The following is a 25,037-nucleotide window of genomic DNA, read 5'->3' as shown; positions in this document are numbered from 1 at the left end:
AAATTTTATGTAGAATTTGGTTTATAAGAGGGGGAGACAAATGGGAGGTAATATATCATGGAAAACAAGGAAATTTTATCTGTACAGGATTTGATGGCACTAGAGGTTGAAGAGGATAACAACATGTTTGAGGAAACAAGCTTGTGTACAGTTTGCAGCTGGACTAGCTCACAAACAATCGTTGTTGAGAGCTAGGAACTTCTTTACACGCTCTATTCACTGAATCATTTGAAAGATAAGTCTTTGATTTTCGCGCATTACTAAAATAATTGTACCTCCCCCTCTTACTTTATTCAAAAAGGAGTGATTCTCATTGAAATTCGCAAGCGTAACGCCCAAGAAGGACGCCTTTGAGAACGCTTTGGAACATATAATTCGGGAACTTCCCCAATCCATCCAATGGTCGAATGACGGCCATTGGATTTGTTTTAGACCGGAAGAATTAAGGCTTCCCGCACAGGGCTGGAAAATTCATCTGTCTGTTATCCCTGTGGAAGGGGCTGAATTGCTGCGACGCACTGCACCTGTTCTCACAGAAAATGATGTGCAATGGAAAGTAGTGAGCAGCGGGCTGAAACTGATTGAAACATCTAACGGTTCCATACCTCTCCCTCAGACTGGGAAGTGTGTCACCATTTACGCACGAGACGAAGAGCAGTTCTTGAAATTACTTGAGCTCATGCATTCATGTACAAGCGATCTGAAAGGACCAGCTATTCCGACAGATCGGGCATACCTCGGTAGCCAGTGTGTATTTTATCGATATGGTGCATTCACTGATCGTTTCTACTATGACCGTTACTCGGGTGCAAAAGTGTATGCGATCCAGAATCCGGAAGGTAAGCTGGAGGAGGATCGAAGAACACCCGGCAGATATAAACCGGAGTGGGTGAATGAACCTGAGGAGTTACTGCGGATTCAAGCCACTGGGAAGGATCAGGCTGCTTCTCGTCACTCCGATTCCAATAACAATGAGTTTGGTATACGAAATATTCGTGTGAGACGTGTACTCAAGAAGTCCGGCAAGGGAGGAGTATTTCTCATCTCTGGCACATCGTACGAACAGGCTGTCATGAAAGAAGCGGTCCACCGCATGCGTGTAGACGGTAATGGGCGCTCTGCTCATGACTATCTGGATAATGAATATCACGTGCTTGATCTGATGAAAGATACGGGGGTTACCCCACGACCGCTTGATCTGTTCAGCACTGAAAATAACCGCTATCTGATCCTGGAGTATTTTGAAAGCATCAGCTTGCGTGAATATATCCATCGCAGACATGTAGCCGCAGATTACAACCGGGCGGATATGCATCGGATGGGTATACATATTCTCAATATGGTGCAGCAATGTCACGATAAAGGAATTGTGATCAATGATCTGACGCCCAACAATATTGTTGTGCTGACTGACGGAAGTGTACGCCTAATTGATCTTGAACTGGCTTATGTCAGAAGTGATGAGAGTAAGGCCGATCCATTGACCGGTCATACTCCGGGCTATGTGCCACGGGGACGTGAACACAGCAGGCGATCCAGTTATGCGGATGATCTGTATGCACTGGGAGGCGTCTTCTATTACATGGCTTCATCCATCGACCCCTATCTGAAATATCGGCAATCCCATCTGGAAGCTGCACAGGCTTATCTGGATCATCAGAGTAATACACAGCTTCGTGGCTTGGGAAGTCTGGGCATCGAGATCATGTCTGGCGGATATGTGGAGTTATCAGAAATTCGTGAAACACTGGTTGCATTGCTGGAGCAGCAAGAGGTCAATTCAGGAGGAAGCATGGATGTAATAGAGAAGGATGAATGCAATATGGAGCCAGAAGAAGTACTCCGTCAGGCAGAGCGTATGGTAAACACGCTGTACACTTCTCTTGATTTTAATAACCCCTTGCAACTGTTCCCGGAAAACAGCATGAGCAAGATGTTCCATCCGGCGAATTTCAACTTTGGCTGGACAGGGATGATCTTTGGTTTTAATCAGCTTGGACAGATTACACAAAACAGACAATACCATCAATATGCACGTGAAGTATTGGAATGGATTTTGACGAATCACCCTTACGTTCCAGATGAGACACCTGTAGCACTATACTTTGGATATGGCGCTGTTCCCTGGGCACTTGCAGAGACAGCTGAACGAATAAATGATCCATCGTTGCTTCGACGTGCTGAGGATCTGGCATTGGAAATCACCCGGCATGAGCCAGTGCAGACCAATATTAGTCATGGAGCGGCGGGGTTGGGATTGATGCTGCTTGAAATATACCGTATTGGCGGCCGCCCTGAACTACTGGTAAGAGCAGAGGAACTGGGAGTTTATATTTTGGAACAAGAAGAGCAGACAGATGAATCATTGAGTTTGTGGAAAGTGAAAGATAAATCGGACAAAAAAGGCCATTATTCCCTTGGATTCTCTCATGGCATCGCAGGCATCGGATATTATCTGCTTGCCTTGGCGGAGCGTACAGGAAAGGAAGTGTACTATTCTGCTGTGAAGCGAATTGTAGATACACTTGAACGTACGAGTCATGGAGGACAGAATGGCGTGAGCCTGTGGCCTGCATCCCCGGAAAAACCGGATACACTCTGGGTACATTGGTGTAATGGATCGGTGGGTATTGGTCGATTTTTGATGGCAGCGGCTGATATTTTACAAGATCCCCTCTGTACCAGACTTGGACTTCAAGCAGCGGATGCAGTGGCACAGGCAACGGTATTTGCTTCTTTTGGGCAGTGTCACGGAATTGCAGGCAATGGCGATTTTCTACTCTTGGCTAACCGCAAGTTCCCAGGCAGATATGAAACAAAACTAGCAGAGTATACACAGAGCTTGTATGTATTGCGAAGTGATCCACAGGAAGACATATGGATGTGGCCTCTGGAGGACATGGAGTCCTTCTCCCCGGATTATATGACCGGTTATATGGGGATCTATACGTTCCTGCTACGCCGTTTTTATCCGTCTGTTGCATCCGAACCGCTGGTTTATTCAGGTTTCGATTATAACAGGGAGGGGAAAGCGTATGATGCTAACATCCATATCTGATATCCTGCCACAATGCCAGCACGAATCGGGGAAGACGGGTGCTCGCTATTATGCAGTTGAACCTGGAAACGACGAAACCCTATCTTCGTTCATGATGATTGATCAGGGTGAGGGGCAGTATACATTGGATTTATGGAGTGAAGCACATTCCAATCTTTATTGGGAAGATCGAATGTCATCCATTTTGGATAAAATCACATGGTCCTCTCTATATGCAACTGCTCCTGCCTCATTTCCGTGGGAGAAGCTTGGATACCGGGCGGATATTCTTGCCCATCGGTATCGATTTTTCGGCAAGTTGAAGGACGTTCCCGTGCCGGCTATGCCTAATGAAGACGCAGTTTGGATGTCTGCGGAGGGGCAGGCGGATTCCCTTGCACACTTGCTCCAGGCCAGTGATCCTACCTGTCCAAGTTGGGAAGCTGCTCGTCAAGCTATCGGAGATATTTATCAGGGTGTATATGGCAAGTTGCTGAAAGGTTCCGGGCTTGTGGAACTGGGAGGAAGGAAGATCGGGGGCTGCCTGTTAAGCGATGAGTTTGGGAGTGTACTCCTTGCTCATATATTCACAATACCAGAAGCGAAACGTCAAGGTTGGGCCCGATGGCTTGCTGCATATGGTCTCCATCGGTGCAGTTCAGATCCGGATCAGTGGATTAAAGCTTCACTTGATGCAAACAACCGGGGCAGTTATCAATTGATGACGGCGCTGAATTTACAACAGGTGCCTGAGCTTATACACGTATGCCGAATCACGAAAGAGAGTGAACTTTCATGATGCCTGTCTCACTGGAAAGTACGGATTATCATGATCTGAGAAGTAAATGGTTTCGTGTGAGTCATGAACCTGGATTGTTTGTCGTTGAAGGGACATCAGATGCGGTGAAGCATGAAATTCACAAACTGAGAACGCATTGGCAGGATAAGGCTATACAAATTGCGGTTGGTGATCCGTATGCTACTCTCCCGCTGATCTATCAACTAAATCCATTTCAGCCAATAGATGATCTTGTGGCATGTAAAAATGCGTTATTGAGATTCCAAAGATCAGGGTGGACGCCTGGTAATCGAAAATGGGTTCTGGTTGAAGTATCTTCCTACCTTCACCCTGCAGATCTGGGAGCCATCCACTATATCCTGTATCGACAGAAATTAAGGGGAGTAAGTGTAGTGCTTTTTTTTCATCGATATCCAACCATGGCGAGTAATCCTGAGGACATCCCCAAACTTCCGGTATCTATTGTCAGGGATACGCCCGATCAGACCCGACGTTTGTTGGAAGAACAGCTACAAATGGTAAGCAAGGATAATGGAAAGGAAAAAGAGGCAGCGTTGGCGCTCTACAATAGGCTGGCCTGGGTTTTGTTGTCCAAATCGGCTGATCCGGCCCGCTACAGGTCCTGTTTTCATTTTTTCGACCATAATTCGTTATTTCAACGTTTGTCGGCGACACAGCAGGCAGTACTCTGGTTTGAGTTGGGTCAGCTGTTGACCAAAAACGGGAAGCAGTATACCGAAGCACGACACTGTTATTCGAAAGCTCGGGAAATCATTGTCCATGAAGAACTAACTGAAACGTATCGTACTGGGAAATGGGCTGCGCTTGATAATGGTGAAGCATTAATTGAGATGCAGGAGGGCAATGTAGAACGTGCAATTACGTTGGAGCAACAGGCGGGCCAGCGTATACGCCAGCTTCCTGATGGACCCGATCAGCGAGTTTTTCAGATTCAGACGTTACTAAACATTGCGGGCTTGCAGCTCCGAGCCGGTCACTATGCAGAGGCAGGTAAGACGTTGCTGGCTGCGGAGAAGTTATGTGTTGATGCGTACGCAGATTGGCTGGGGCATGTACTGCAATTAAAAATGGTATTACATCAACAGCTTGGTGAGCAGGAGCAGGAATATGAACTGTTGATTCAGTTGTTACGGATGAAGACAAACACGATCCATTCCAAACTGCTTGGTCGTGCGGTGGAAATCGCTGGTGCGCTGATTACTCAAGGGTTAGAGGAACGGGCATCCCGGGTGTACCGTCTATTGATGATGGGGCTGCCGGTTGCCAGTCTGCCACAGATCAGGTTGATTCGGGAAACATTAGGCAGACTGGGGACCGTTACGCCCCTAGATGCATACACGCAGGACCAGTATATTGATAAACTGGAATCGCGATTGGAGGGATGGGAGCAGTTAAAGTGCTGGAATGAAAGGAGGAAATCCGGTTGGGCTATCCATTCCTGACACGAATGAGTGTGAACAAGGAACGAACGAGTATGCTCTTGGGCTATGATGACAATACATGCGAATGGTGCAGTCTTGATGATACAGGCCGCATGGATAGCCGTCAGAGCCTTTCTGAACATGGGACAGGGTCAGATCAGCACACGCAGCATATTCAGTTTATGGGCAGGAACCGTGTTCTGGTGATTACACAGGAAAAGTCGGGGAAATGGCTTCATATATATGAGAATGAGAAGCAATTAATTCTGGTCCAGAGCCTATTAGTGAAGTTTCCATTTCCTGTGATGCAGGCCGCTTGGCAAGGGGAGCAATTAATTCTGCTATTTTCCATTAGACATCGTTCAGGAGCTGTCCGTATAGGTCTTTATGATCCAGAAAAGGATGAAGCGAGATGGGTTACTCCTGATCTGGATAATCCGCAATTTGTATTCTGGTCTGCGTCAACACGAGAGGTTGGTGTAAACGTTGGTGGATTGGGAAGAGTGTATTCATATTCCGAAGATATCCATCCATCATCCGAAATACCCTATACGGAGTATGCCTACCCTGTGATGGATAAGCAGGGGGATCTGATAGCCGTTTCTATTCCTGTGGAAGATGGCTTCCAGCCGGGATGGATTAGGCAGGGAGAAGATCGGGTGCATGAATGTTCAAGGGATAGACAACCCTTCTCTGAACTGATTAGAATGCAAATCGATCCACATCAACAGCTCGTCCTCTGTGAAGGGATAACCTCCGGCAGGTGGCAATATGTTCAATATACATTGGACAGAGAGAAGATGTTTGAGCTGTATGATTATCCGGGAATCTTGACACAGGCTGTCCTGAGCAAGGACAGACAGGGCTTGATCGGAAAATATGAATCTATCATACGTCCTCCGGTGCCGGGGATATACCGGTTTTCGGAGCAAACGCGTACGATTACCCGTTTCCCGGTTGAGCGAGATGAGAGAATTGGTAACCATCCTGAAGAGGAACCCGATGTAATCTATGGATGGGTTCGTTATGGGCATGACATGATTCCGTACATGGACATGCACCCAAAGGGCGCAGAACAGGTGGTCATCTATCTTCATGGTGGGCCTCATAATTGCCTGTTTGACAGCTTTAGTCCGGTCATCAGCGGATTATATCAAGCAGGAGTGCGGGTCATAGGGCTGAACTATCCCGGCAGTTCAGGGTTCGGCACGGATTACAGGATGCGCATTCAGAACGATTGGGGCGGCGTGGATGCAGATGTCATCCAGTTTATGCGGGAGCAGATGTTATCTTCCTATTCACACGTATCTCTCTATGGAGTGAGCTATGGGGCTTATCTTGCATTGCTGGTAGCAGGTAAAAGTCCGGCGTTATGGAGTACTGTGGTTGCCTGTGCACCGTTTACGGATCTGGAAGGACTGTACGCAGGCGGAGGAGCAAAGCTGAGATCATTCTTGGAAACTGAAATCGGTGAGCTTTTGCATGATCAATCTGCCCTGCGGGATCGAAGCCCAACAGCTTATGTATCCGGACTCAGTGAGGTGGATATTCAACTCATTCACGGTCAGGCTGATCAACTGTGTCCCGTAGAACAAACGGAGAGGTTATATCTGGACATCATGGAAAACAAGCAACTGTCTGGAGCTGTAGGCAGGATTGAGCTTCATATTGTACAGGATATGGCGCATGAGGCTTATTCGGAGCGAATCTGGGCGCAGAAGGCTGTTGACTTTCTAACATTCAGTAGAGTATCCACGTAAGATAAATACGTGATGTTGAAGCCGCAAATGCGGCTTTTTTGGCGATGTCTATGGTAATGATATGGAAAGGAAAAGCGGTTGGGGAAGTGTTGTTCGTGGTCTGGTGCATAGTTGGAGAGGTTAAGCGAATGAACATTAACGTTTACAAGATGTCACATCCGGTTTAAGATGGCGTGAGCCGTTTAAGGTATATAACAATAGGATTAAGTATTAAAATAACGGTAAGTTGATAAGATGATATCTACAGAAAAGAGGGAATTCATATGAAAGTAGCCATTTTTGGAGCAACCGGAGTGATTGGCAAGATGATACTGTGGGAGCTGATGGATCGTGGGCATGAAGTGACAGCGGTGGTACGTGACCCTTCGAAGATTGAGATGGTTCATGAGCGTTTGCGTGTAGAACAGGGAGATCTGCTTAACCCGGATCAGGTGGCTGATTTTGCAGCGGGTCAAGAAGTGGTTGTGAGTGCATATGGACCGAAGTTCGGTGGAGAAGAAGAGATGCTGGAAGTGACACGTTCGTTGATCGAGGGTGTGCGTCGGGCAAAAGCAGGACGTCTGGTTGTAGTTGGTGGAGCGGGAAGCTTGCTAACCGATTCCGGTGATATGCTGATGGATACGCCGGGATTCCCGGAAGAAGTCAAACCACTGGCGAAAGCACATGCAGATGCATATGAACTGATTGAAGCATCGGGCATTCACTGGACCTACATGAGCCCTGCTGCGACAATCACAACAGGACGTCGGACAGGCCAGTTCCGAGTTGGGATGAACCGTGTGATTACGGATGATATCGGGGAAAGCTCAATTTCTGTTGGTGATTTTGCAGCGGCTTTGGTGGACGAACTGGATGATCCGCAGTTTATTCAAGCGCGGTTTACGGTAGGTTATTAAGCGTAGACAGGCTTTGGAATGGATTTAATCTGAAGGTCTCGTACACGGGATCGATAGAGTTTTCGATGATGTATCGAGTGGATCGTGGTAACTGGATGAGGTAAGAGGAAAGATAGCGATACACATATAAGATGCAGAGTTTAGGTGCGAAGTTGTTGCTTTTAGGTATGAGATGAGCTTGTCACGGGGAGGGATGAACGTTGTTTATCGTAACCGCTGAACAGATGAGAGCTGTGGACGAGCATACCATTCATCAGCTCGGTATTCCGGCAGCAAGTCTAATGGAGAATGCAGGCCGCGCCATAGCCGAGGAAGTCATCAAGATGTGCCGGGAAGGGCAGGAAGCAGGCCGGCTTGTGGATTCAGGGCAGCTTGGTTATCACAGTAAGGCAGGTGCGAGGCGGGCACACACCGGGCCCGGCGATCGGCAGGGTTATGGTGGCGACATTCTCGCCGATCCGGCGCTGGTGATGGAGCGTCCGGGAGATCAGCAGTGGTACATGCTGATCGGCAAGGGCAATAATGGCGGCGATGGGCTGGTGGCCGCACGCCATTTGGTTGAAGCGGGGCTTGGCGTAACATTGGTCTACGCCGATGCCCCTGATGCACTGCGGGGCGAAGCCGCAGTGCAACGGGATGCCGCCGCGAAGCTTGGCATCCCTGCTCTTGTCCACGGGCGCGAAGCCGTGGACTTCAGCCGGTGCACAGGCATCGTGGATGCGTTGCTGGGCACCGGGTCGCGGGGGGCGCCGTGGGGAGCTTACGCGGCGCTGATTAAGGCGGCGAACGACAGCGGCAAGCCGGTCGTGTCCGCCGATGTGCCAAGCGGGCTGGACGCCGACACCGGAGAGGTGTACGAGCCCTGCATTCAAGCCCGGGTGACCGTATGTCTCGCGCTGCTTAAGCGCGGGCTGGTGCAGTACCCGGGCGCTTCTGCCGCGGGGCGCATTGTGGTGCGGGCCATCGGCATTCCCGCGCGGTTTGCGCCAGAGCATGGCCCCTCGGTCCGTCTGCTGACGGACGAGGTGCTGCGCAGTGCGCTGCGCGTGGATACAGGCCGCCTCCGGGCACCGGACGGCCACAAGGGCACCTACGGCCACGTATTGCTGGCCGCAGGAAGTCTGCCGATGAGCGGCGCTGGCCTGCTCTCGGCCAAGGCCGCGCTGCGCGCAGGCTGCGGGCTCGTCACATGGGCGCTGCCCGCGGCATTGCTGCCGCATGTCATCGGCACCGTGCCCGAGCTCATGCTCGCTGCCGCCGCCGATGGCGACAGCGGCGAATGGAACGCGGCTTCCGCGGGCGTCGTGCTGCGTCTCGCGGAAAGCCGCGACGTGCTCGCGACCGGCCCGGGCCTCGGCCGCTTCAAGGGCGACACAGACTGGCTGCGCCGTCTGTGGCAACAATCGGATCGTCCGCTCGTCATTGACGCGGACGCCCTCAACATGCTGGCAGACGCTGGCCCACATGGGCCTCGCGACTGGGGCCAGCGAAGTGCGGCCACAATCCTGACGCCGCACCCTGGCGAGATGGGCCGACTGCTGGGCATGTCGACCCAGGAAGTGCAGCGTGACCGCATTGGACACGCTGCAAAATACGCCCGCGAGCAGGGCGTGACCCTTGTGCTCAAAGGAGCACGAACGGTCATCGCAACGCCATCCGGCGAGGCGTACATCAACACCACCGGGCACGCCGGCATGGCGACTGGCGGTGCCGGAGACGTATTGACCGGCATCATCGCCGGTCTGCTTGCCCAAGGGCTCAGCGCGGAGCAAGCTGCCGCGTTCGGCGTATATCTCCACGGACAGGCCGCCGAACGAGCAGCATTGCTGCGCGGTGACCCGTCGTCCCTGCTGGCGGGAGACATCATCGACGCACTGTGAGGATGGGACAGGTATGGGACAAGCTCGCGGTTTTGGGTTACTGCCTATGACGATACATTTTCAAACTGCAAGTAATCCAACGAACCAGCGCACCAGCGCATCAAAAGTAGATGAGTGCACGTTGATCATTGTCCATTATTCAATGATCAGTACTCAATGCTCAATGCCCTAACGAACCTGATACACCCTATGCCACGGATTACATCGAGGAGCAAAAGTTAACGAATCTCACCCACGTTATTTCTGTGTATTTCAGAGAAAACACCTGAAAAACCGGACTAAATTAGGAAATAGAGTGCCTAAGATTCGTTAAATTTTATAATCTGCAATTAATGGCCCAATAAGGTCCACACGGTTCGTTAAACGTTTGGATCTGAATCGCTGATGCCTTGTTATCTATATAAGTTGAACTAAAGAATATTTACACTGGACACTCCGGTGACAGAACAACCTTCCGATCGCTGTTATCCCCAGTTTTTTATTCCTTTTATAAAGTGGGAAATCCGGGATAGCGTATGCTTCCGAAGCGGCTTTTTTTCAAAAAGCTTTTAGGTGATAGCGTATGCTTCCGAAGCGGCTTTTTTTCAAAAAGCTTTTAGGTGATAGCGTATGCTTCCGAACCAGCTTTCTTTCAAGAAGCTTTTAGGCGAAGCGTATGCTTCCGAACCAGCTTTCTTTCAGATAGCTTTTAGTTCCGCTTCTTCAGGTTCTTTCTGTCCTCTGTGTTTCGTGTAAATGTTTAGTTAGATGAAACAACGATTAGTTACTGAAAAGGGGAGCCCTGTCATGATTCATGACGGAGGCTCCCCTTTATTTATTTGTTTATTTGTTTGTATGTTCACGCTACCTGATCCTGGCTCGCCTATAACCTGCCCATAATCTGCATCTAACCTGCATCTAAACTAAATCTGAACTACGCCCAGCCCAAAATTTTCTGGCATCCTGCTTACAGCCGGAATCGCAGCAGTTCCTGATGCATCTCTGCACTGATATCACGTAATGACTTCACCTTGATACTTGCATCAGCGAAGGAACGTTGTTGTTCCGACGTGGAGGCGGTGATTTCTTCACTGCTGGCTGCCGACTGCTCGGTGATGGCACTGATATTTTCAATGGCTTGTTGCACCTGTGTACTGAGTTCATTGGAGTGTTGCATGTCCTCAGCAAGCTGGTGGATACCCGTACTAATGCGCTCCACACTTTCACGAATGGCAGAGAAGGATTCACGAGTCTGGCCAGTGGCTTGTTCCTGTTCGCCGAATAGCTGCATGCTCTGTGCTACAGAGTTCTTCACCTTGTCCATGGAGGTTGTGATCTCGCCCACAGCCGCATAGATATGTTTGACCGATTGCGCAGATTGTTCGGCGAGTTTGTTCACCTCGCCCGCAACAACAGCGAAGCCGCGTCCGGCTTCTCCAGCGCGAGCAGCCTCTATGGAGGCATTTAACGAGAGCATGGTCGTTTGTTTGGCAATCTCCGATACATACGCAGTCATCGTAGTGATTCGAACCGCGCTTTCTTCCAGTTCCCGCACCGTTTGTTCTACCTCTGACATCGCCATACGATTCACTTCGGCCAGCCGGAGTTGCTCCGCTACAGCCTTATTACCTTCCTCAACGGTAGTTAATACTTCACGACCATCGATCACCGATTGGGAGGTAGCCTCCAGATTACTATTGAAGGTAGACTGCATTTTGTCCACAACCATCACCGTTTCACTCAGATCCTCGGCAATCTTTTGACTACCAATCGAGAGTTCCTCCGTGGTGCGGGATACTTGCTGCACGATCGCTTGGGCTGTATCGTTGCCACGGTCAATATCTTGCGCCATCAGATCGACACGATGACCAGCTGCACCGATCGATTGAATAATGCCGCGAATATTATGGGTCATGATACCGAAGGAGCGACTCAGATCATCGAGTTCATCTTTGCCCCGAGCTTCCGGCAATTGTCCTGTCAGGTCACCGTCTGCAATTTGTCCCGCGGCGTTTTTGAGCGTACGAATACGCCGGGCGATCTGCCGTGAAGTATACATATTGAACAACATTACGGCGACGAGCAATATGATGGCTCCACCGAGAGCGACTTGCCACGTTTGCTGAATGTCATGTTCCAAATCGACGGTATGTTGATCATAACGATCCCGAGTCATCTCATCTAACGAATAGATATCATTCTGTATACCCCGAACCCGAGTGCTGTAACGTTTCGCTTCCGCACTGTTCATCGCGCTCATCGCTTCGGTGGCTCCCTGGTTTAGAGCTTGTAATTTGGTCTCGATGGACTGTATAAGTTGTAGCTGCTGATCCGTTTCCAGCAATCCGTCCGTAAGTTCTTGAATCATCGTTTGGCCTTCATCCAGCAAGCGGAGCACAGCGTCCTGATTCCCAGCTGTCATGGAGAACGAATAGACATCCAGCGCCTGCTGGGTCTGAATCTGATTGGCATTCAGTTCACTAACCTTGAGCATGGCTGGTACCAGATTTTGATTTTTGGCATTCATACCGAGTAATTGCATGATGATATAAGCAACCAGCGCAAGGCATAGGAGCAGCGAGATTAGAGCATTAAGTATCAGTTTTCCCTGTAGTTTCATGTGCGTACCTCCTTGTATCCGATGGGTTATTGATCAAGCGTAATTTTGATTTGACCGGAAGAGATCTTTGCCTTCAGATCTTCGAAGGTTTGCTGTTGTTCATCACTGAGCGTGATATTATGTAGTGCGGTCAGACCTACGGCGTTCTCCGCCAGCCCCTCCACGATTTCCTTTTGAGGGAAGGTATGATTGTTTTGAACAAACGTGTTAACGGCATTATAGATAGAGACATCCACATTTTTCAGCATGGACGTAAGAATGGCTTTCTCCGCCAAAAAGAATTGATCGGTATCTACACCGATGGCATATTTCCCTAATTTCTGAATCTCCGTCAGTGCGCCAACGCCTGTGAGACCGGCAGCAACGTAGATCACGTCAGCGCCCTTTTCCTGAATCATCTGTGCAGCCAGTTGTTCACCCAGATCGGCATCACCGAAGTCCCCTGCGTAGACAGCATCAACGGTTGCATCCGGCTTGACAGCCAGAACACCTTGTTTAAAACCCTGCTCGAAATTACGAAGGACCGGTATCTCTATTCCACCAAGGAAGCCAACATGATTTTCCGTTGAAGCCATAGCGGCAATAACACCTGCCAGATAACTTCCTTCTTCCGCCCGGAATGAAATGGAGGCGATGTTAGGCAGTTCGGACTGACTGTCAATCATGAGGAACTGTTGGTCAGGATATTTGGCTGCAACTTTCTCCATATCCGCTTGGACAGCATCACTCAGGCCGATAACCAGATCGAATTTGGCTTCCGCAAACTCTTCAAATGCAGCTTCGGCATTGTCGCCCGGTTCACGATAGTCAAAGACAATGCTTTTCTCATTTCTGGCCTGAACCAGTCCATCAAAAGCAGCATCATTAAAAGAACGGTCACCCAGACCCACTTCCGTAAGCACGATCCCAACCTTTGTTCTTGTGTCTGTTGCCGTTGTTGTATTATTGGCCGAACATGCCCCCAGGATCAGTACCGTCAGGATCATCATTAGGGTGAGACCTAGACCTGCGCGTCTGTTCTTGTTTGTTTTCATATGTGGTACCCTCATTTCTGTAGTCGCATTTTTCTGTTTTGCATGGTTCCTTAGCTCCAGGGAATGACGTGTAATGATGACACGTATGGTGAGGATTTCCCTTTATCTATATCGGTCAGAAAGACACTGTGATTTATGGTATGTAGTGAAAAGTTACGAAAAAATAAATACTTTTCATGAATTATACATTATTTTTACATTTCTCTGGTTGAAAGGGAGTATCAATAACTACAGTATGTTGTTTACTGACGTTAAAAGTCGGAAAAAGGCACAAGAGAGATGACATGAATCATCTCTCTTGTGCCAAAATCTCACCCTACACGAATGATAAGGTGATCATCCTATTATAAAAATTACGCGAGTTTTACCAAGCCGCAATCGAGCCATCCGCTCGGGTTTCCGTACCCCCGCATAATACGCCATTGTCCGGGTTGCGCCAGATGATCTGACCGCGTCCAAATTGGGATGGATCGAGTGCCACTTGAATATCATGTCCTTTGCGGGCGAGTGCCTGTGCAATGTGCTGCGGGAAACCCGGTTCCACGAGAATTGTTTTGCCCTTTGTCCACTGCCAGCGTGGAGAATCCAAGGCGGCCTGTGGGTTCAGGTGATAATCGATCGTATTCATGACCACCTGCACATGACCTTGCGGTTGCATGAAACCACCCATGACACCGAATGGCCCCACCGCTTCGCTGCCACGGGTGAGGAAGCCCGGAATGATCGTGTGATACGTTCGTTTGCCCGGCTCCAGGGCATTTGCATGATTCGGGTCCAGTGAGAAGTTGTGTCCACGATTCTGCAATGCAATGCCTGTCCCCGGAACAACGAGTCCGGACCCAAAGCCCATGTAGTTACTCTGGATAAAGGAAACCATATTGCCTTCACCATCGGCCGTAGCCAGATAGACTGTTCCGCTTGCACATGGATCACCTGCCTCAGGTGCTCGTGCGGTATCACCAATGAGTTTGCGCCGTTCTTTCGCGTAGGCCTCGGACAGCAGTTCCTCTACGGTCACACCCATTTTGCGTTCTTCAGTAATATATTTCTCCCCATCGGCAAACGCCAGCTTCATGGCTTCGAGCTGCTGATGATATGCCAGAACGGATTCTTTCTCGTCAAAATCATATCCCTTCAGCAGATTAAGCGCCGCGAGAGCAATCAGTCCTTGTCCATTCGGCGGGATCTCCCATACATCGTATCCGCGGTAGGAGACAGAGATGGGATCAACCCACTCGGGCTGGAATGCCGCCAGATCATCTTTGGTCAGATAACCACCATGCTCTGTCATAAAGGAATGAATGCGCTCTGCCAGTTCTCCTTCGTAAAAGTCTCGCGCTTCGCTCTCGCCAATCTGGCGTAAAGTCGCCGCATGATCCGGCGAGCGCCACATCTCTCCAACTGCGGGAACACGCCCGCCTGGAGCAAATGTCTCAAACCACGCACGCCCTGCCTCCGCATCACCCTGGCGTGCATAGATCTCGGCCGCCCTTGCCCAGTGGCGGGCCAGCCCAGGCGCAAGCGGGTAACCTTCCTCCGCGTAGCGGATGGCCGGTTCCAGCGCTTCCGCCAGCGTGAGCCGCCCGAAACGGCGGCTCAGCTCAGCCCAACCCGCCGGTGCGCCAGGCACCGTCACCGGAACAACCCCAAGCTTCGGCATCTCCGTGTAGCCTGCCGCTTGAAGCGCCTCAATGGATATGCCCTGAGGCGCAGGGCCGCTGGCATTCAGGCCATGCAGTTTGCCCTCGGTCCAGACGAGGGCAAAAGCATCGCCTCCAATGCCATTGGACGTTGGCTCCAGCACCGTGAGTGCTGCCGCAGTTGCAATGGCGGCATCGATGGCGTTGCCGCCTTTTTTCAATACATCCAGACCGGCTTGTGCAGCCAGTGGCTGTGACGTGGCGACCATGCCTTGTTTCGCATACACAGGTACGCGGTACGAGGGGTACGGTTGGTAGAGTGGATCGAAGTTCATCAGGTTGTTCAGCTCCTTGTCACAAGATGTCAGGTTCCGGTCTTCACCGGATCATACTCCTAACCCTCTTCGCAACCGGACAACCGATATCCTGCCACACCTGCCAAATCCAACCTGACACCAGCCTATGTCGTCACCATATCACCGCCATTGACATGAATGCATTCACCTGTGACGTAGGATGAATCACGGGAGGCGAGATAGACGTAAGCTGCCGCCAGTTCATATGGCTGACCAGCCCGACCCATAGGCGTCTCCGTTCCAAATACCTGTACATCCTCAGCGGAGAAACTGGCAGGGATGAGCGGTGTCCAGATAGGTCCCGGGGCGACGGAATTCACACGGATTCCCTGTGCAGCGAGCGATTGTGCGAGTACACGAGTCAGCGATACGACGGCTCCTTTGGTAGAAGAGTAGTCGATCAGTTGGGTATTGCCTTTATATGCTGTAATGGAAGCCGTATTGATAATGGAGGCACCTCTGCACAGATGCGGGAGAGCGGCCTGAATCAGAAAGAAATAGGCGAACACATTGGTCTGAAAGGTGTGATACAGTTGTTCTTCCGTAATATCAACGATGCTTGGCTGCACATACTGTACGCCGTGATTGTTGACCAGAATATCGATCTTCCCGTAGGTTTCCATGGTTGTGCGAATGACGGCTTCACAGTTTTTCTTTAAGCGGAGGTCAATCTCGATTAACAGACAGCGCTGCCCCAGTTCTTCGATCCGTTCACGAGTCCTTTCGGCATCTGTCCGTTCATATAGATAAGCAATGACGATATCCGCACCTTCCTTGGCAAAAGCGATGGCGGCCGCCCGGCCGATTCCACTGTCACCACCCGTAATAATGGCAACTTTACCTTGGAGTTTGCAGCTACCGATATAGGCAGGATCTTCACTGATCGGTTCAGGCACCATCAGAGTTTCCAGACCGGGTTGCTGGTCCTGATGCTGGGGTGGAAATGCCAGCTTTTGCTCCTTGCACACCGTTTTCTCACCATAAAAAGGATAAACAGGATTCATTCGCTTTACATCCTCCTCGAACGTTCATTGATACGGATAACCTATGCATTCGCCCAGAAGAATGTGCGAGAGGAGGAGGCGCAGCGGTTGTTTTTTGCGCAAAATATACCATAATAAGGATAGATCCTTAAATCGATGGAGGTGTCAGGAGCCACATGAATATTCAAGGAATTAATCATTTGTGCTTTTCCGTTTCCAATCTGGAGCGGTCCATTACCTTTTATGAGCAGGCTCTCGGTGCCCGAATTCAGGTGAAAGGACGCAAACTGGCTTATTTCGAGTTGGCCGGTCTGTGGATCGCCCTGAATCAGGAGGATGTTATTCGCAATTATACGGAACGAACCTATACTCATATTGCTTTTACTGTCAAAGAAGAAGAGTTCGACGAATCTGTGCAGCAACTTCGAGCAGCCGGAGCGGACATTCTTCCCGGAAGACCAAGAGATCCGCGGGATGCAGCTTCTGTATATTTCACCGATCCGGATGGACATCTGTTCGAACTGCATACAGGTACGATGAAGCAAAGGTTGGATTATTACCGTGAAGACAAAGCTCATATGACCTTTTATCCATGAGTCTGATGTGCAAATGGAGAAAATTCGAAAGTATTACTCACATATCTATTGTCTAAACAATGGCATTACCTATAATATGGACAAATGGTACCTTAATTTACCAATGTTAAATTGATTGGTTCAATTCCAAGGAGGTTTGTCATGATTCAGTTCCCCAAACCGGATGTTGAGCAATATTTCCAGACGTACCGTATTTCGCATTTTGCCGTATCGGCAGATGAGAAACGTTTGTTCATGGACAGCAATCTGAACGGTCAGCCGAATATTTGGGCAATGGATTTGCCTGGTGGATACCCGTATCCTTTAACGTACTTGAATCAGAGCAGTCAATTTATTAAAGCAGACCCACAAGGACGTCATCTTCTTACCGCGTTTGATCGGGATGGAGATGAGAACTATCATCTGTATGCACTTCCACCTGAGGGTGGTGTCCCACTGCCTGTGGTTCCGGCGGAACCAAATGATCGCTGTTATTACTCTGAGTTGTCCGAGGATGGACAACGTCTCTATTATGTTACCAGCGCGGGTAATCCAAATTATCTGAATTCACGCCGCATCGATTTGGAGACAGGGGAAGATGAACTGTTATACAGTGGAGAAGAGGTTACGAGCAGCCTGTTTGCAGTAAGTCCTGACGAGAAGAGTTATGTTATTTTAAAAATGTACTCCAATACGTATCAGACGGCGCATCTGTATCGTAACAATGAAGAAATGGTGATTCTGCCAGCTTCAGAACGTCATAGTCAGGTTTCCGATCTGATTTTTGCAGATGACAATCGTCTACTGTTCATTACCAATGATGACTCCGCATACGCCTATGTGGCTGAGTACCGTATCGATACCCGCAAATTCCGTTTATTGTGCAGAATCGAAGGGGAAGATGTGGAGTTCATCCGCTGGCATCAGGCTTCCGAGACCTTATATTTCTGGACACTTACAGGGCCGGAGAATCGTATGTACGTATTGGGCAAAAATGCCGATGAGCCTCGGCGCATAGAGATGCCGCTGGATACAATAGAACAGGTGAACGTGACGAAGGCTGGCAATGTGTATATCCTCGGACGTGGAGCGATCCAGCCGCATAACATTTATCGCAAAATGGCAGGTGCTGAGTCCTGGGAGCCGCTTACTGCCAATCGGGTAACCGGACTGGACCCAAGTGATCTCGTGTACCCTGAAGTTATTCGGTATAACTCCTACGACGGACTGGAGATCGAAGCTCTCTTGTTCAAAGCAAAGCCAGAGCAGGCCAATGGATACACTGTATTTTGGCCGCATGGCGGGCCGCAAGCATCCGAAGCGAAGTTTTTTCGACCGATGTTCCAGATGATGCTCGCTCAGGGCTATCATGTCTTTGCACCGAATTTCCGGGGCAGTACCGGATATGGTGCGGAGTTCGTCAAATTGGTTGAACGAGATTGGGGCGAAGGGCCAAGACTGGACTGTGTTGCCGGGATCAACTGGCTGTTTGATCAGGGAATTACCTCGCCAGAGCGGTTGTTTGTGGTAGGTGGAAGTTATGGGGGATACATGACCCTGTTATTGGCAGGCCGCCATCCGGAGCTGTTCCGGGCTGCGGTTGATATTTTTGGGCCAAGTAACCTGTTCACATTCCTGGAATCCGTACCGGAAGACTGGAAGCCGATGATGGACAACTGGCTGGGTGATCCGGTCCGTGACCGCGAACGCTTAACGAAGGATTCACCGATTACGTATCTCGATCAAATGGTTAACCCAATGCTGGTTATTCAGGGTGCTAATGATCCAAGGGTCGTGAAGGCCGAATCCGATCAGATCGTGGCTGCGCTCCAGTCCAAGGGACTTGAAGTGGAATACATCGTTCTGGATGATGAGGGTCATGGCTTCTCCAGAAAGACAAACGAGATTCTCGTGTACCGCCGGATGCTGGAGTTTTTGCAGAAACATCAGGAATCACCCGTCGCACAAGCTTAAGTTGAGAGATTCCATCATTGACTTAAATATATAGTGAAATGAGGAAAACCGCCAAAGATCAAGGATGATCTCTGGCGGTTTTATGCGTGCGCCCGCATGTTGGGCGGCATATATGGAACGATACATTCTACTAATCTAACAATGCGACAATCGAATCGATGGACTGCTGCGCCCACTGTGCAAAAGGCAGGTCGGCTGCCCACGTCACTTGTCCTGTCGCTTTGGCTTCCCCCCACCACAAGATACGTTGATAGAGCAGATGCATGCGGAGACGTGTGCGGAAGTGTTGGCATTTCTCCTCGTCTGCTGCACAGACCAGATCCCGGTAGCAGCGAAGGAACTGTGCGGCCAGTTCTGGTTGACCCTCACGAACATACCTGGTGGATATTTTGGTTAGGTCGGCCGTGCCGTCTCCGAAATAGGCGGTTGTAAAATCGAACAGACCACTAATCTGCCACCCTGGAGAACGGTCATTCGAATTTTGAATCAGAATATTCTCGACCTTGAAGTCTCCCATGACAAAACACGGAACAGCTTTGGACCGAAATGCCGGTTCAGCATTCTTGAATTGCTCGTCCACCCACTGAACATCTTCATCCGTAATCACCGAGTACTGTTCAGCATCATGTAACCAGTGACGAATGGTTCCGTATAACCAGTCCAGATAATCGCCTGCAAAGGAAACAATCTGCTGCGCTACAGGGTCATATTCCCCAGCATCAGGCACCTTCCAGCGGTGCAGTTCAGCCAAAGTATGGGCAAACATACAGGCAATCTCTTCCTGATCTTGTTGTGACAACGAAGCCTGGAATGCTGGATCATACAGGTGATTCCCGGGCAGGCGCGGCATTATGGCATAACTCCAGCCTAGCAGATGGGTATCTTCCTGTAATAAATATGGATCAGGGACAGGAATGGACGTATGTTTTGCCAGTTGTTCTACAAAGAACTTTTCTTCCTGTAACTGTCCTGCATATAAAGGATTGCCTTTCAGAATATACTCTCCACGGGAAGAGCGAATGAGCAGTGTCTGACCCATAACACCTTTGTCTGTTCGTCGATAATCTTCAAGGGTTCCCAGGTCAAGCTCATTCAGTGCATCCTGCAATGGAACTGCGGCCACTTCGCCAAGTTGATTGGAACCAAAATATATACGGGTTGTCATATGGCCGGACCCTCCTGGGTTTTAGTCCTCATTCTCTTCGTCAGACAGGTCATACGTATCCTCATCGACCAATCCACGGATGAAAGCTTCAAAATTTGGCGCAAGATATGTAATCTCATAATCATTTTCCTGATCTACATGAACTACACAGGGTTCACCTTCAGGGCCGCAGAAGCGATAATCCAGCATAACGACATCATGACCAGCGGATGGACAATCACAGATCACAATCCCCAGGTCGGGGTATCCCCAATCCTCGATCATGAACCGACTTCCCAGCTCACCAGCGAGTGCGTATATTTTATCGTGTCCAATTCCCATAATGCTTGAAATGGCAATGTGATCCTCAGCCCAGGAAGTCGCTTCTTTGGTTGGAAATACAGTGAGCGCAGGGATACCGCCGTTCTGCGTATTCATCAGATGAATATAGGAAGCGGGCAACTTGTAACCCAGTTCTTGCTCAATCGACACAATTTCTGCTTCGTCAAAGGGAGCCGATACATGGTTGTCCCGTGCATAATCACTCTGCTTCCAGAATGTCGCAGGATCATAAGTCCCTGAAGCAGCTCTTAGATGGTTCTGTGCCCCACTCTGCTCGAATGCGGCAAGCTCCTCTTCATGACGCCGGCGATCTCGACGCATCTTGTCCGCTTCGGGACGAATCTGACGAAGGAATTCCAAGGTAGATTCATCGTGCGGCATGAGTTCGTCCGCTCTCTCAAAAGCCAAAAGTGCTTGTTCATAGTTGGCGATATAACAGTAGGCGTACCCCAAGCGATATTGCCAGAGTGGATCGTTTACCCCTTGCTCCTTGACAGACAACAAATGTTGGATGGCTTCGCGATAGCGTGCGTCATTGTTATAGGCTCTTGCGAGTTGACCAATCAGATCATAATCCCGCTTTGAGACGGGGATTCGTTCAATACGTTCAATAATGAGACTGAATTGGTCCTGCTCATGCCACAAGTTGATTTGTTCCAGCAGTTCTTTTTCCATGATTAGGCCTCATTTCAGTAGGGGATGAGAATCTCTTCCAACTATTTTACAAGGTTCAGAGGTAAAAAAACACTCCCGCTTGCAGATAGCCATGAAGGCATTCTATCAAAGGGAGTGCTTTAATTTGTGTTTATTTATACCGGATATACTCAAATAGTAGATACTCGATCAGAAGATTTTACAAATCGTCAAATCCATTATCGTCGCCAACTTTACCGTAGTTACGGGATTTAGCTTCGAAGAAGTCTGTTTTGGTTGCATTCAATGCTTCATCGGAGAATGGTTTGATCCAAGGCATGCAGTTTACATCTACACCTTCATATGCTTTTTCCATACCCATCAGACGCAGACGTTTGTTGGCGATGTACTTGATATAATCTTCCAACTCGTTCAGGTCAATACCACGCACGTTACTGAGTGTGTAATGTGCCCAGTTGGTTTCAAGCTCAACAGCACGATGGATTGTTTTGTATACATAGTCCATGTTCTCAGGTGTGTTCAGTTCAGGGAAGTCTACCAGCAACTGTTTGTACACTTCAGCGAAGAAGTAACAGTGTTGGTTTTCATCCCGCTGGATATACGAGATCATCTGGCTGGTTGCCATCATTTTCTGGTCACGGGCCAGGTTGTAGAAGAAGGCAAACGTACTATAGAAGAAGATACCTTCGAGTACCAGATCGGCTACCATAGCCTGGAAGAACGTCTGTGGAGACGGCTCGTCCCGGAAGTTCTGATAGATATCAGCAATGAAACGGTTGCGGTCGAGCAGTACCGGATCATGTTTCCAGTATTCGAAAATTTCCTTTTGCTCCCGATCGGATACGATGGAAGACAGGACGTAGGAATACGATTGGTTATGAACAACTTCCTGTTGTCCGATAATGGCCGAGATCGCTTCGAGGGAAGAATCGGTAAAGTAACGTTTTACGTCACCCACAAACATCGTCTGCATGGAATCAAGTACCGCGAGCAGGGAGATGTTGATTTTAAATGTACGTTGCTCTTCCTCGTCCAGTTGAGCAAATTGGGAAGCATCTTTGGACATTGGAATTTCGTCTGCGATCCAGTGGTTGAGCAGCAGTACTTTGTACAATTTGTACATATGAGGCATGCGAATGTCATTCCAGTTCAGGATACCGGAGCATTCACCTTCAATAATACGGGTTGATTGGTTAGGGGCTTCGGTGTTGAAAATTTTCTGTACTTGCATAGTCCGTTCACTCCTTGAAATTTCATAATGTTCTGCCGACAGAACTTTGGGAAATCATCTATATCAACATCTTGCGATGCTGTGATCGTGTTTTAGGCAAAAAAGAACCAGGGCAACGCCATTTTGCAATCAAAACAGGATGCCCTGGTGGTCATCATGAATCTAGTTAATCTTCTCTATCATGGATAAAACTTAGCTTGCGCAAGAATCGCATTCTTCAATGGTTAATGCCCGGCTACGAACGTAATACGTCGATTTCATGCCGGCTCTCCAAGCGTGCAAGTGCAGTTCCAGGAATTCCGTTGCTTTGATATCCGGACGAACATACAGGTTGAAGCTCTGTCCTTGATCGACGTGGCGCTGACGGGCAGCAGCCATATTGATGGAAGCATGTTGATCGACCATGAATGCCGTTTTGTAATACCAGATCGTTTTTTCGGACAGATCAGGTGCCGGATTGGCAATCTTGTATGTTGTTTTCTCTTCATAAGACAACAGCTCATAGAGCGGGTCAATGCTGGCCGTAGAGCCGGCAATGATGGACGTGGAACCGTTTGGTGCAATGGCGAACATCCAGGCATTACGTACACCGTTTTGTCGTACTTCAGCTTGCAGTTCTTTCCACTGTTCGGTTGTTACGAACTCGCCTACGCGCTCACCTGACGTGTACTCGCGTTGGTCGAAGTAGTGACCACTTTCCCAATCGGAACCTTTGAATTTCGGATAATGTCCTTTTTCTTTGGACAGCTCCATGCTGGCTTTCACAAGCAGGTAGTTAATTTTTTCGTACAGATTATCGTTATACGTTACCGCTTCATCAGACTCCCAGCGAATGCCTTCGAGGGCAAGCAGATGGTGAAGTCCAAATGTTCCCAGACCGACTGCACGATATTGGCTGTTGGTGTATTGGGCTTGCAGCACTTCGATGTTGTTAATGTCGATAACATTGTCCAACATACGTACCTGAATCGGTACCAGACGCTCCAGTACATTGTGTGGCACGGCACGTGCCAAGTGAATAGAGTTCAGGTTGCAGACAACAAAGTCGCCAGGCACTTTGGAAATCACGATACGAGTTTGTCCATCCTTGGTTACGAGTTCTTCCTTTTCTACTACAGTGGCAGATTGGTTCTGCATGATCTCGGTACAAAGGTTGGAAGAGTAGACCATACCATGTGCACGGTTCGGGTTCGCACGGTTAACGGTATCCCGGTAGAACATGTAAGGTGTGCCTGTTTCGAGCTGGGACTTCATCACACGTTTCATAATATCAATCGCCTGAACGGTGATACGGGACAATAGCGGGTGGTTGACCGCTTCTTCGTATTTCTCACGGAACGCACCTGCACCAAAGGACTCATCATAGAAATCTTCCAGTCCGAGTGGACGACCGTTCTCGTCTTTCCAACCCATCACTTTCTTAGTTTCGTGCGGGCAGAACAAGCTCCATTCGCCACGGCTGGATACCCGCTCCATGAACAAGTCAGGCAGACAGATTCCGTGGAATACGTCATGAGCACGCATCCGCTCGTCACCGTTGTTCAGCTTCAGATCGAGGAACGCCAGAATGTCTTTGTGGAAGACATCCAGATATACGGCAATGGCACCTTTACGTGTACCAAGCTGGTCTACGCTGACCGCTGTATTGTTCAGTTGGCGAATCCAAGGGATTACACCGGAACTTGTGTTTTTGTGTCCACGGATATCCGATCCGCGTGCTCTTACTTTACCGAGGTAAACGCCGATGCCACCGCCCATTTTGCTCAGACGTGCTACATCTGTATTGGAATCGAAGATACCTTCAAGTGAGTCGTCCACGGTATCAATGAAGCAGCTTGAGAGCTGTCCAGCTACTTTTTTACCGGCATTGGACATCGTAGGTGTAGCTGCTGTCATATACATGTTGCTCATCGCCCAGTAAGCTTCCTTAACGAGATCCATACGTTTCTCAGCAGGCTCCTGATGCATCAGGTACATCGCGATAACCATGTAACGCTCTTGAGGCAACTCCATTACTTTTCCGTCAAAATCGTGAGCGAGGTAACGTTCTGCCAGTGTGAGCAAGCCGATGTAATCGAAGAGCAGATCGTTGCGGTAGTCAATGCATTCAGCAAGTTCGTCGATCTGTTCTTTGGTGTAACATTCCAGCAATTCTTCACGGTAGATGCCTTTTTTCACGAGATCTACAAGAAGCGGGTGGAATGCGCCATAAGGCTCGTCCGGATAAGACTTGTATCTGCGGTTGGTAGCCGCTTTTTTGTACAGGGAAGTGAGCAGGGAGCGTGCCGCTGCAAATTTCCAGTTAGGCTCCTCTTTGGTTACCAGTTCCAGTGCGCTCATCATAAAAGCGTTGCTGATTTCGTCTCCGGTAACTTCATCACGGCGGAGCTTGCTGTTTACCCCGCGTACCAGACGTTCCTTGTCGAGCATGTCCAGTCCTTCCAGAATACGGTCGGCATATACCGAGATGCGCATATCATCAAAGGCAAGCTGGCGGTTGTTCGGCTTGGTCACAACTTGTGGCATGAATATTCCTCGCTTTCGCATGTTTAAGAGATAAATTGGAGAAATTCTTTATATAAAGAATTGAGTGTCTTCTTACGGTGAGAAAAAGAAATAGGTTACGTTTTGCGGACTGAAACGGCGGTGACAAGTTCATGTCTTAAATCGCTCAACTTGAGGTGCACAAAG

The 25,037-nt window shown here is 49.2% G+C and carries 17 protein-coding genes; 9 read left to right on the top strand and 8 right to left on the bottom strand.

The window, feature by feature from the left end:
• Nucleotides 1-57 precede the first annotated feature (57 nt).
• The 7 genes from J2X75_RS22095 (at nucleotide 58) to J2X75_RS22065 (ending at nucleotide 9,814) form a co-directional block, all read left to right on the top strand.
• Nucleotides 58-195, top strand: a complete 138-nt coding sequence (locus J2X75_RS22095; protein ID WP_161799395.1) for a hypothetical protein — start codon at nucleotides 58-60, stop codon at nucleotides 193-195.
• 118 nt (nucleotides 196-313) lie between these two features.
• Nucleotides 314-3,058: a lanthionine synthetase LanC family protein gene (locus J2X75_RS22090; protein ID WP_310340084.1), complete on the top strand. Its 2,745-nt coding sequence runs from the start codon at nucleotides 314-316 to the stop codon at nucleotides 3,056-3,058.
• The gene (locus J2X75_RS22085) at nucleotides 3,036-3,836 is read left to right on the top strand and encodes a hypothetical protein (RefSeq protein ID WP_310340082.1); all 801 of its coding nucleotides are present in this window, start codon (nucleotides 3,036-3,038) and stop codon (nucleotides 3,834-3,836) included. The genes J2X75_RS22090 and J2X75_RS22085 overlap by 23 nt, the downstream gene beginning before the upstream one ends.
• Nucleotides 3,833-5,299 (top strand): tetratricopeptide repeat protein, encoded by a 1,467-nt coding sequence (locus tag J2X75_RS22080; protein ID WP_310340080.1) that lies wholly within the window; start codon nucleotides 3,833-3,835, stop codon nucleotides 5,297-5,299. The genes J2X75_RS22085 and J2X75_RS22080 overlap by 4 nt, the downstream gene beginning before the upstream one ends.
• Entirely contained in the window at nucleotides 5,281-7,038 is a 1,758-nt protein-coding gene (locus J2X75_RS22075; protein ID WP_310340078.1) for an alpha/beta hydrolase family protein, read from the top strand. Before J2X75_RS22080 ends, J2X75_RS22075 begins: the two co-directional genes overlap by 19 nt.
• 263 nt (nucleotides 7,039-7,301) lie before the next feature.
• Nucleotides 7,302-7,934 carry an NAD(P)-dependent oxidoreductase gene (locus tag J2X75_RS22070; protein ID WP_310340076.1) on the top strand — a complete coding sequence of 211 codons (633 nt, stop codon included), beginning with the start codon at nucleotides 7,302-7,304 and terminating at the stop codon, nucleotides 7,932-7,934.
• Between the two features lie 200 nt (nucleotides 7,935-8,134).
• Nucleotides 8,135-9,814: an NAD(P)H-hydrate dehydratase gene (locus J2X75_RS22065; RefSeq protein ID WP_310340073.1), complete on the top strand. Its 1,680-nt coding sequence runs from the start codon at nucleotides 8,135-8,137 to the stop codon at nucleotides 9,812-9,814.
• Nucleotides 9,815-10,760: 946 nt separating this feature from the next.
• On the opposite strand, the gene J2X75_RS22060 is transcribed toward J2X75_RS22065, so the two are convergent.
• The 4 genes from J2X75_RS22060 to J2X75_RS22045 all read right to left on the bottom strand — a co-directional run bounded on the left by J2X75_RS22060 (nucleotide 10,761) and on the right by J2X75_RS22045 (nucleotide 16,447).
• Complete coding sequence (locus J2X75_RS22060) at nucleotides 10,761-12,413, bottom strand: methyl-accepting chemotaxis protein (RefSeq protein ID WP_310340071.1); 1,653 nt, start codon at nucleotides 12,411-12,413, stop codon at nucleotides 10,761-10,763.
• A gap of 26 nt (nucleotides 12,414-12,439) precedes the next feature.
• Nucleotides 12,440-13,447: a BMP family lipoprotein gene (locus J2X75_RS22055; protein ID WP_310340069.1), complete on the bottom strand. Its 1,008-nt coding sequence runs from the start codon at nucleotides 13,445-13,447 to the stop codon at nucleotides 12,440-12,442.
• A gap of 364 nt (nucleotides 13,448-13,811) precedes the next feature.
• Nucleotides 13,812-15,422 carry a gamma-glutamyltransferase family protein gene (locus J2X75_RS22050; protein WP_310340067.1) on the bottom strand — a complete coding sequence of 537 codons (1,611 nt, stop codon included), beginning with the start codon at nucleotides 15,420-15,422 and terminating at the stop codon, nucleotides 13,812-13,814.
• 125 nt (nucleotides 15,423-15,547) lie between these two features.
• Entirely contained in the window at nucleotides 15,548-16,447 is a 900-nt protein-coding gene (locus J2X75_RS22045; RefSeq protein ID WP_150365377.1) for a glucose 1-dehydrogenase, read from the bottom strand.
• Between the two features lie 155 nt (nucleotides 16,448-16,602).
• Here J2X75_RS22045 and fosB point away from each other — a divergent pair, with 155 nt between their 5' ends.
• Together fosB and J2X75_RS22035 are read left to right on the top strand one after the other, a co-directional pair.
• The gene (fosB, locus tag J2X75_RS22040) at nucleotides 16,603-17,022 is read left to right on the top strand and encodes a metallothiol transferase FosB (protein ID WP_124117873.1); all 420 of its coding nucleotides are present in this window, start codon (nucleotides 16,603-16,605) and stop codon (nucleotides 17,020-17,022) included.
• 141 nt (nucleotides 17,023-17,163) lie between these two features.
• Nucleotides 17,164-18,975 (top strand): S9 family peptidase, encoded by a 1,812-nt coding sequence (locus J2X75_RS22035; RefSeq protein WP_310340061.1) that lies wholly within the window; start codon nucleotides 17,164-17,166, stop codon nucleotides 18,973-18,975.
• Nucleotides 18,976-19,105: 130 nt separating this feature from the next.
• Here J2X75_RS22035 and J2X75_RS22030 read toward each other — a convergent pair whose 3' ends face one another.
• The 4 genes from J2X75_RS22030 to J2X75_RS22015 form a co-directional block, all read right to left on the bottom strand.
• On the bottom strand, nucleotides 19,106-20,140 hold the full coding sequence (locus J2X75_RS22030; protein WP_310340059.1) for a phosphotransferase family protein: 1,035 nt from the start codon (nucleotides 20,138-20,140) through the stop codon (nucleotides 19,106-19,108).
• Nucleotides 20,141-20,161: 21 nt separating this feature from the next.
• Nucleotides 20,162-21,136: an SMI1/KNR4 family protein gene (locus J2X75_RS22025; RefSeq protein WP_310340057.1), complete on the bottom strand. Its 975-nt coding sequence runs from the start codon at nucleotides 21,134-21,136 to the stop codon at nucleotides 20,162-20,164.
• A gap of 178 nt (nucleotides 21,137-21,314) precedes the next feature.
• Nucleotides 21,315-22,346, bottom strand: coding sequence for a ribonucleotide-diphosphate reductase subunit beta (locus J2X75_RS22020; protein ID WP_062837278.1), 1,032 nt, complete (start codon nucleotides 22,344-22,346; stop codon nucleotides 21,315-21,317).
• 192 nt (nucleotides 22,347-22,538) lie between these two features.
• A complete protein-coding gene (locus J2X75_RS22015; RefSeq protein WP_124117865.1) occupies nucleotides 22,539-24,872 on the bottom strand; it encodes a ribonucleoside-diphosphate reductase subunit alpha in 2,334 nt (777 codons plus the stop codon).
• Between the last annotated feature and the right edge of the window lie 165 nt (nucleotides 24,873-25,037).

Source organism: Paenibacillus sp. 2003, from assembly GCF_031455635.1.
Classification (GTDB): domain Bacteria; phylum Bacillota; class Bacilli; order Paenibacillales; family Paenibacillaceae; genus Paenibacillus; species Paenibacillus amylolyticus_B.
Note: the sequence above shows the minus strand (reverse complement) of the source record. Positions and strands in the feature narration are given on the sequence as shown.

What these genes read in the sequence shown, in the direction of transcription:
- J2X75_RS22080 (WP_310340080.1), top strand. Translation starts at nt 3,833, where the DNA reads ATGATGCCTGTCTCACTGGAAAGTACGGATTATCATGATCTGAGAAGT.
- J2X75_RS22020 (WP_062837278.1), bottom strand. Translation starts at nt 22,346, where the DNA reads ATGCAAGTACAGAAAATTTTCAACACCGAAGCCCCTAACCAATCAACC.
- fosB (WP_124117873.1), top strand. Translation starts at nt 16,603, where the DNA reads ATGAATATTCAAGGAATTAATCATTTGTGCTTTTCCGTTTCCAATCTG.
- J2X75_RS22070 (WP_310340076.1), top strand. Translation starts at nt 7,302, where the DNA reads ATGAAAGTAGCCATTTTTGGAGCAACCGGAGTGATTGGCAAGATGATA.
- J2X75_RS22085 (WP_310340082.1), top strand. Translation starts at nt 3,036, where the DNA reads ATGATGCTAACATCCATATCTGATATCCTGCCACAATGCCAGCACGAA.
- J2X75_RS22030 (WP_310340059.1), bottom strand. Translation starts at nt 20,140, where the DNA reads ATGACAACCCGTATATATTTTGGTTCCAATCAACTTGGCGAAGTGGCC.
- J2X75_RS22050 (WP_310340067.1), bottom strand. Translation starts at nt 15,422, where the DNA reads ATGAACTTCGATCCACTCTACCAACCGTACCCCTCGTACCGCGTACCT.
- J2X75_RS22025 (WP_310340057.1), bottom strand. Translation starts at nt 21,136, where the DNA reads ATGGAAAAAGAACTGCTGGAACAAATCAACTTGTGGCATGAGCAGGAC.
- J2X75_RS22035 (WP_310340061.1), top strand. Translation starts at nt 17,164, where the DNA reads ATGATTCAGTTCCCCAAACCGGATGTTGAGCAATATTTCCAGACGTAC.
- J2X75_RS22015 (WP_124117865.1), bottom strand. Translation starts at nt 24,872, where the DNA reads ATGCCACAAGTTGTGACCAAGCCGAACAACCGCCAGCTTGCCTTTGAT.
- J2X75_RS22060 (WP_310340071.1), bottom strand. Translation starts at nt 12,413, where the DNA reads ATGAAACTACAGGGAAAACTGATACTTAATGCTCTAATCTCGCTGCTC.
- J2X75_RS22055 (WP_310340069.1), bottom strand. Translation starts at nt 13,447, where the DNA reads ATGAAAACAAACAAGAACAGACGCGCAGGTCTAGGTCTCACCCTAATG.
- J2X75_RS22045 (WP_150365377.1), bottom strand. Translation starts at nt 16,447, where the DNA reads ATGAATCCTGTTTATCCTTTTTATGGTGAGAAAACGGTGTGCAAGGAG.
- J2X75_RS22095 (WP_161799395.1), top strand. Translation starts at nt 58, where the DNA reads ATGGAAAACAAGGAAATTTTATCTGTACAGGATTTGATGGCACTAGAG.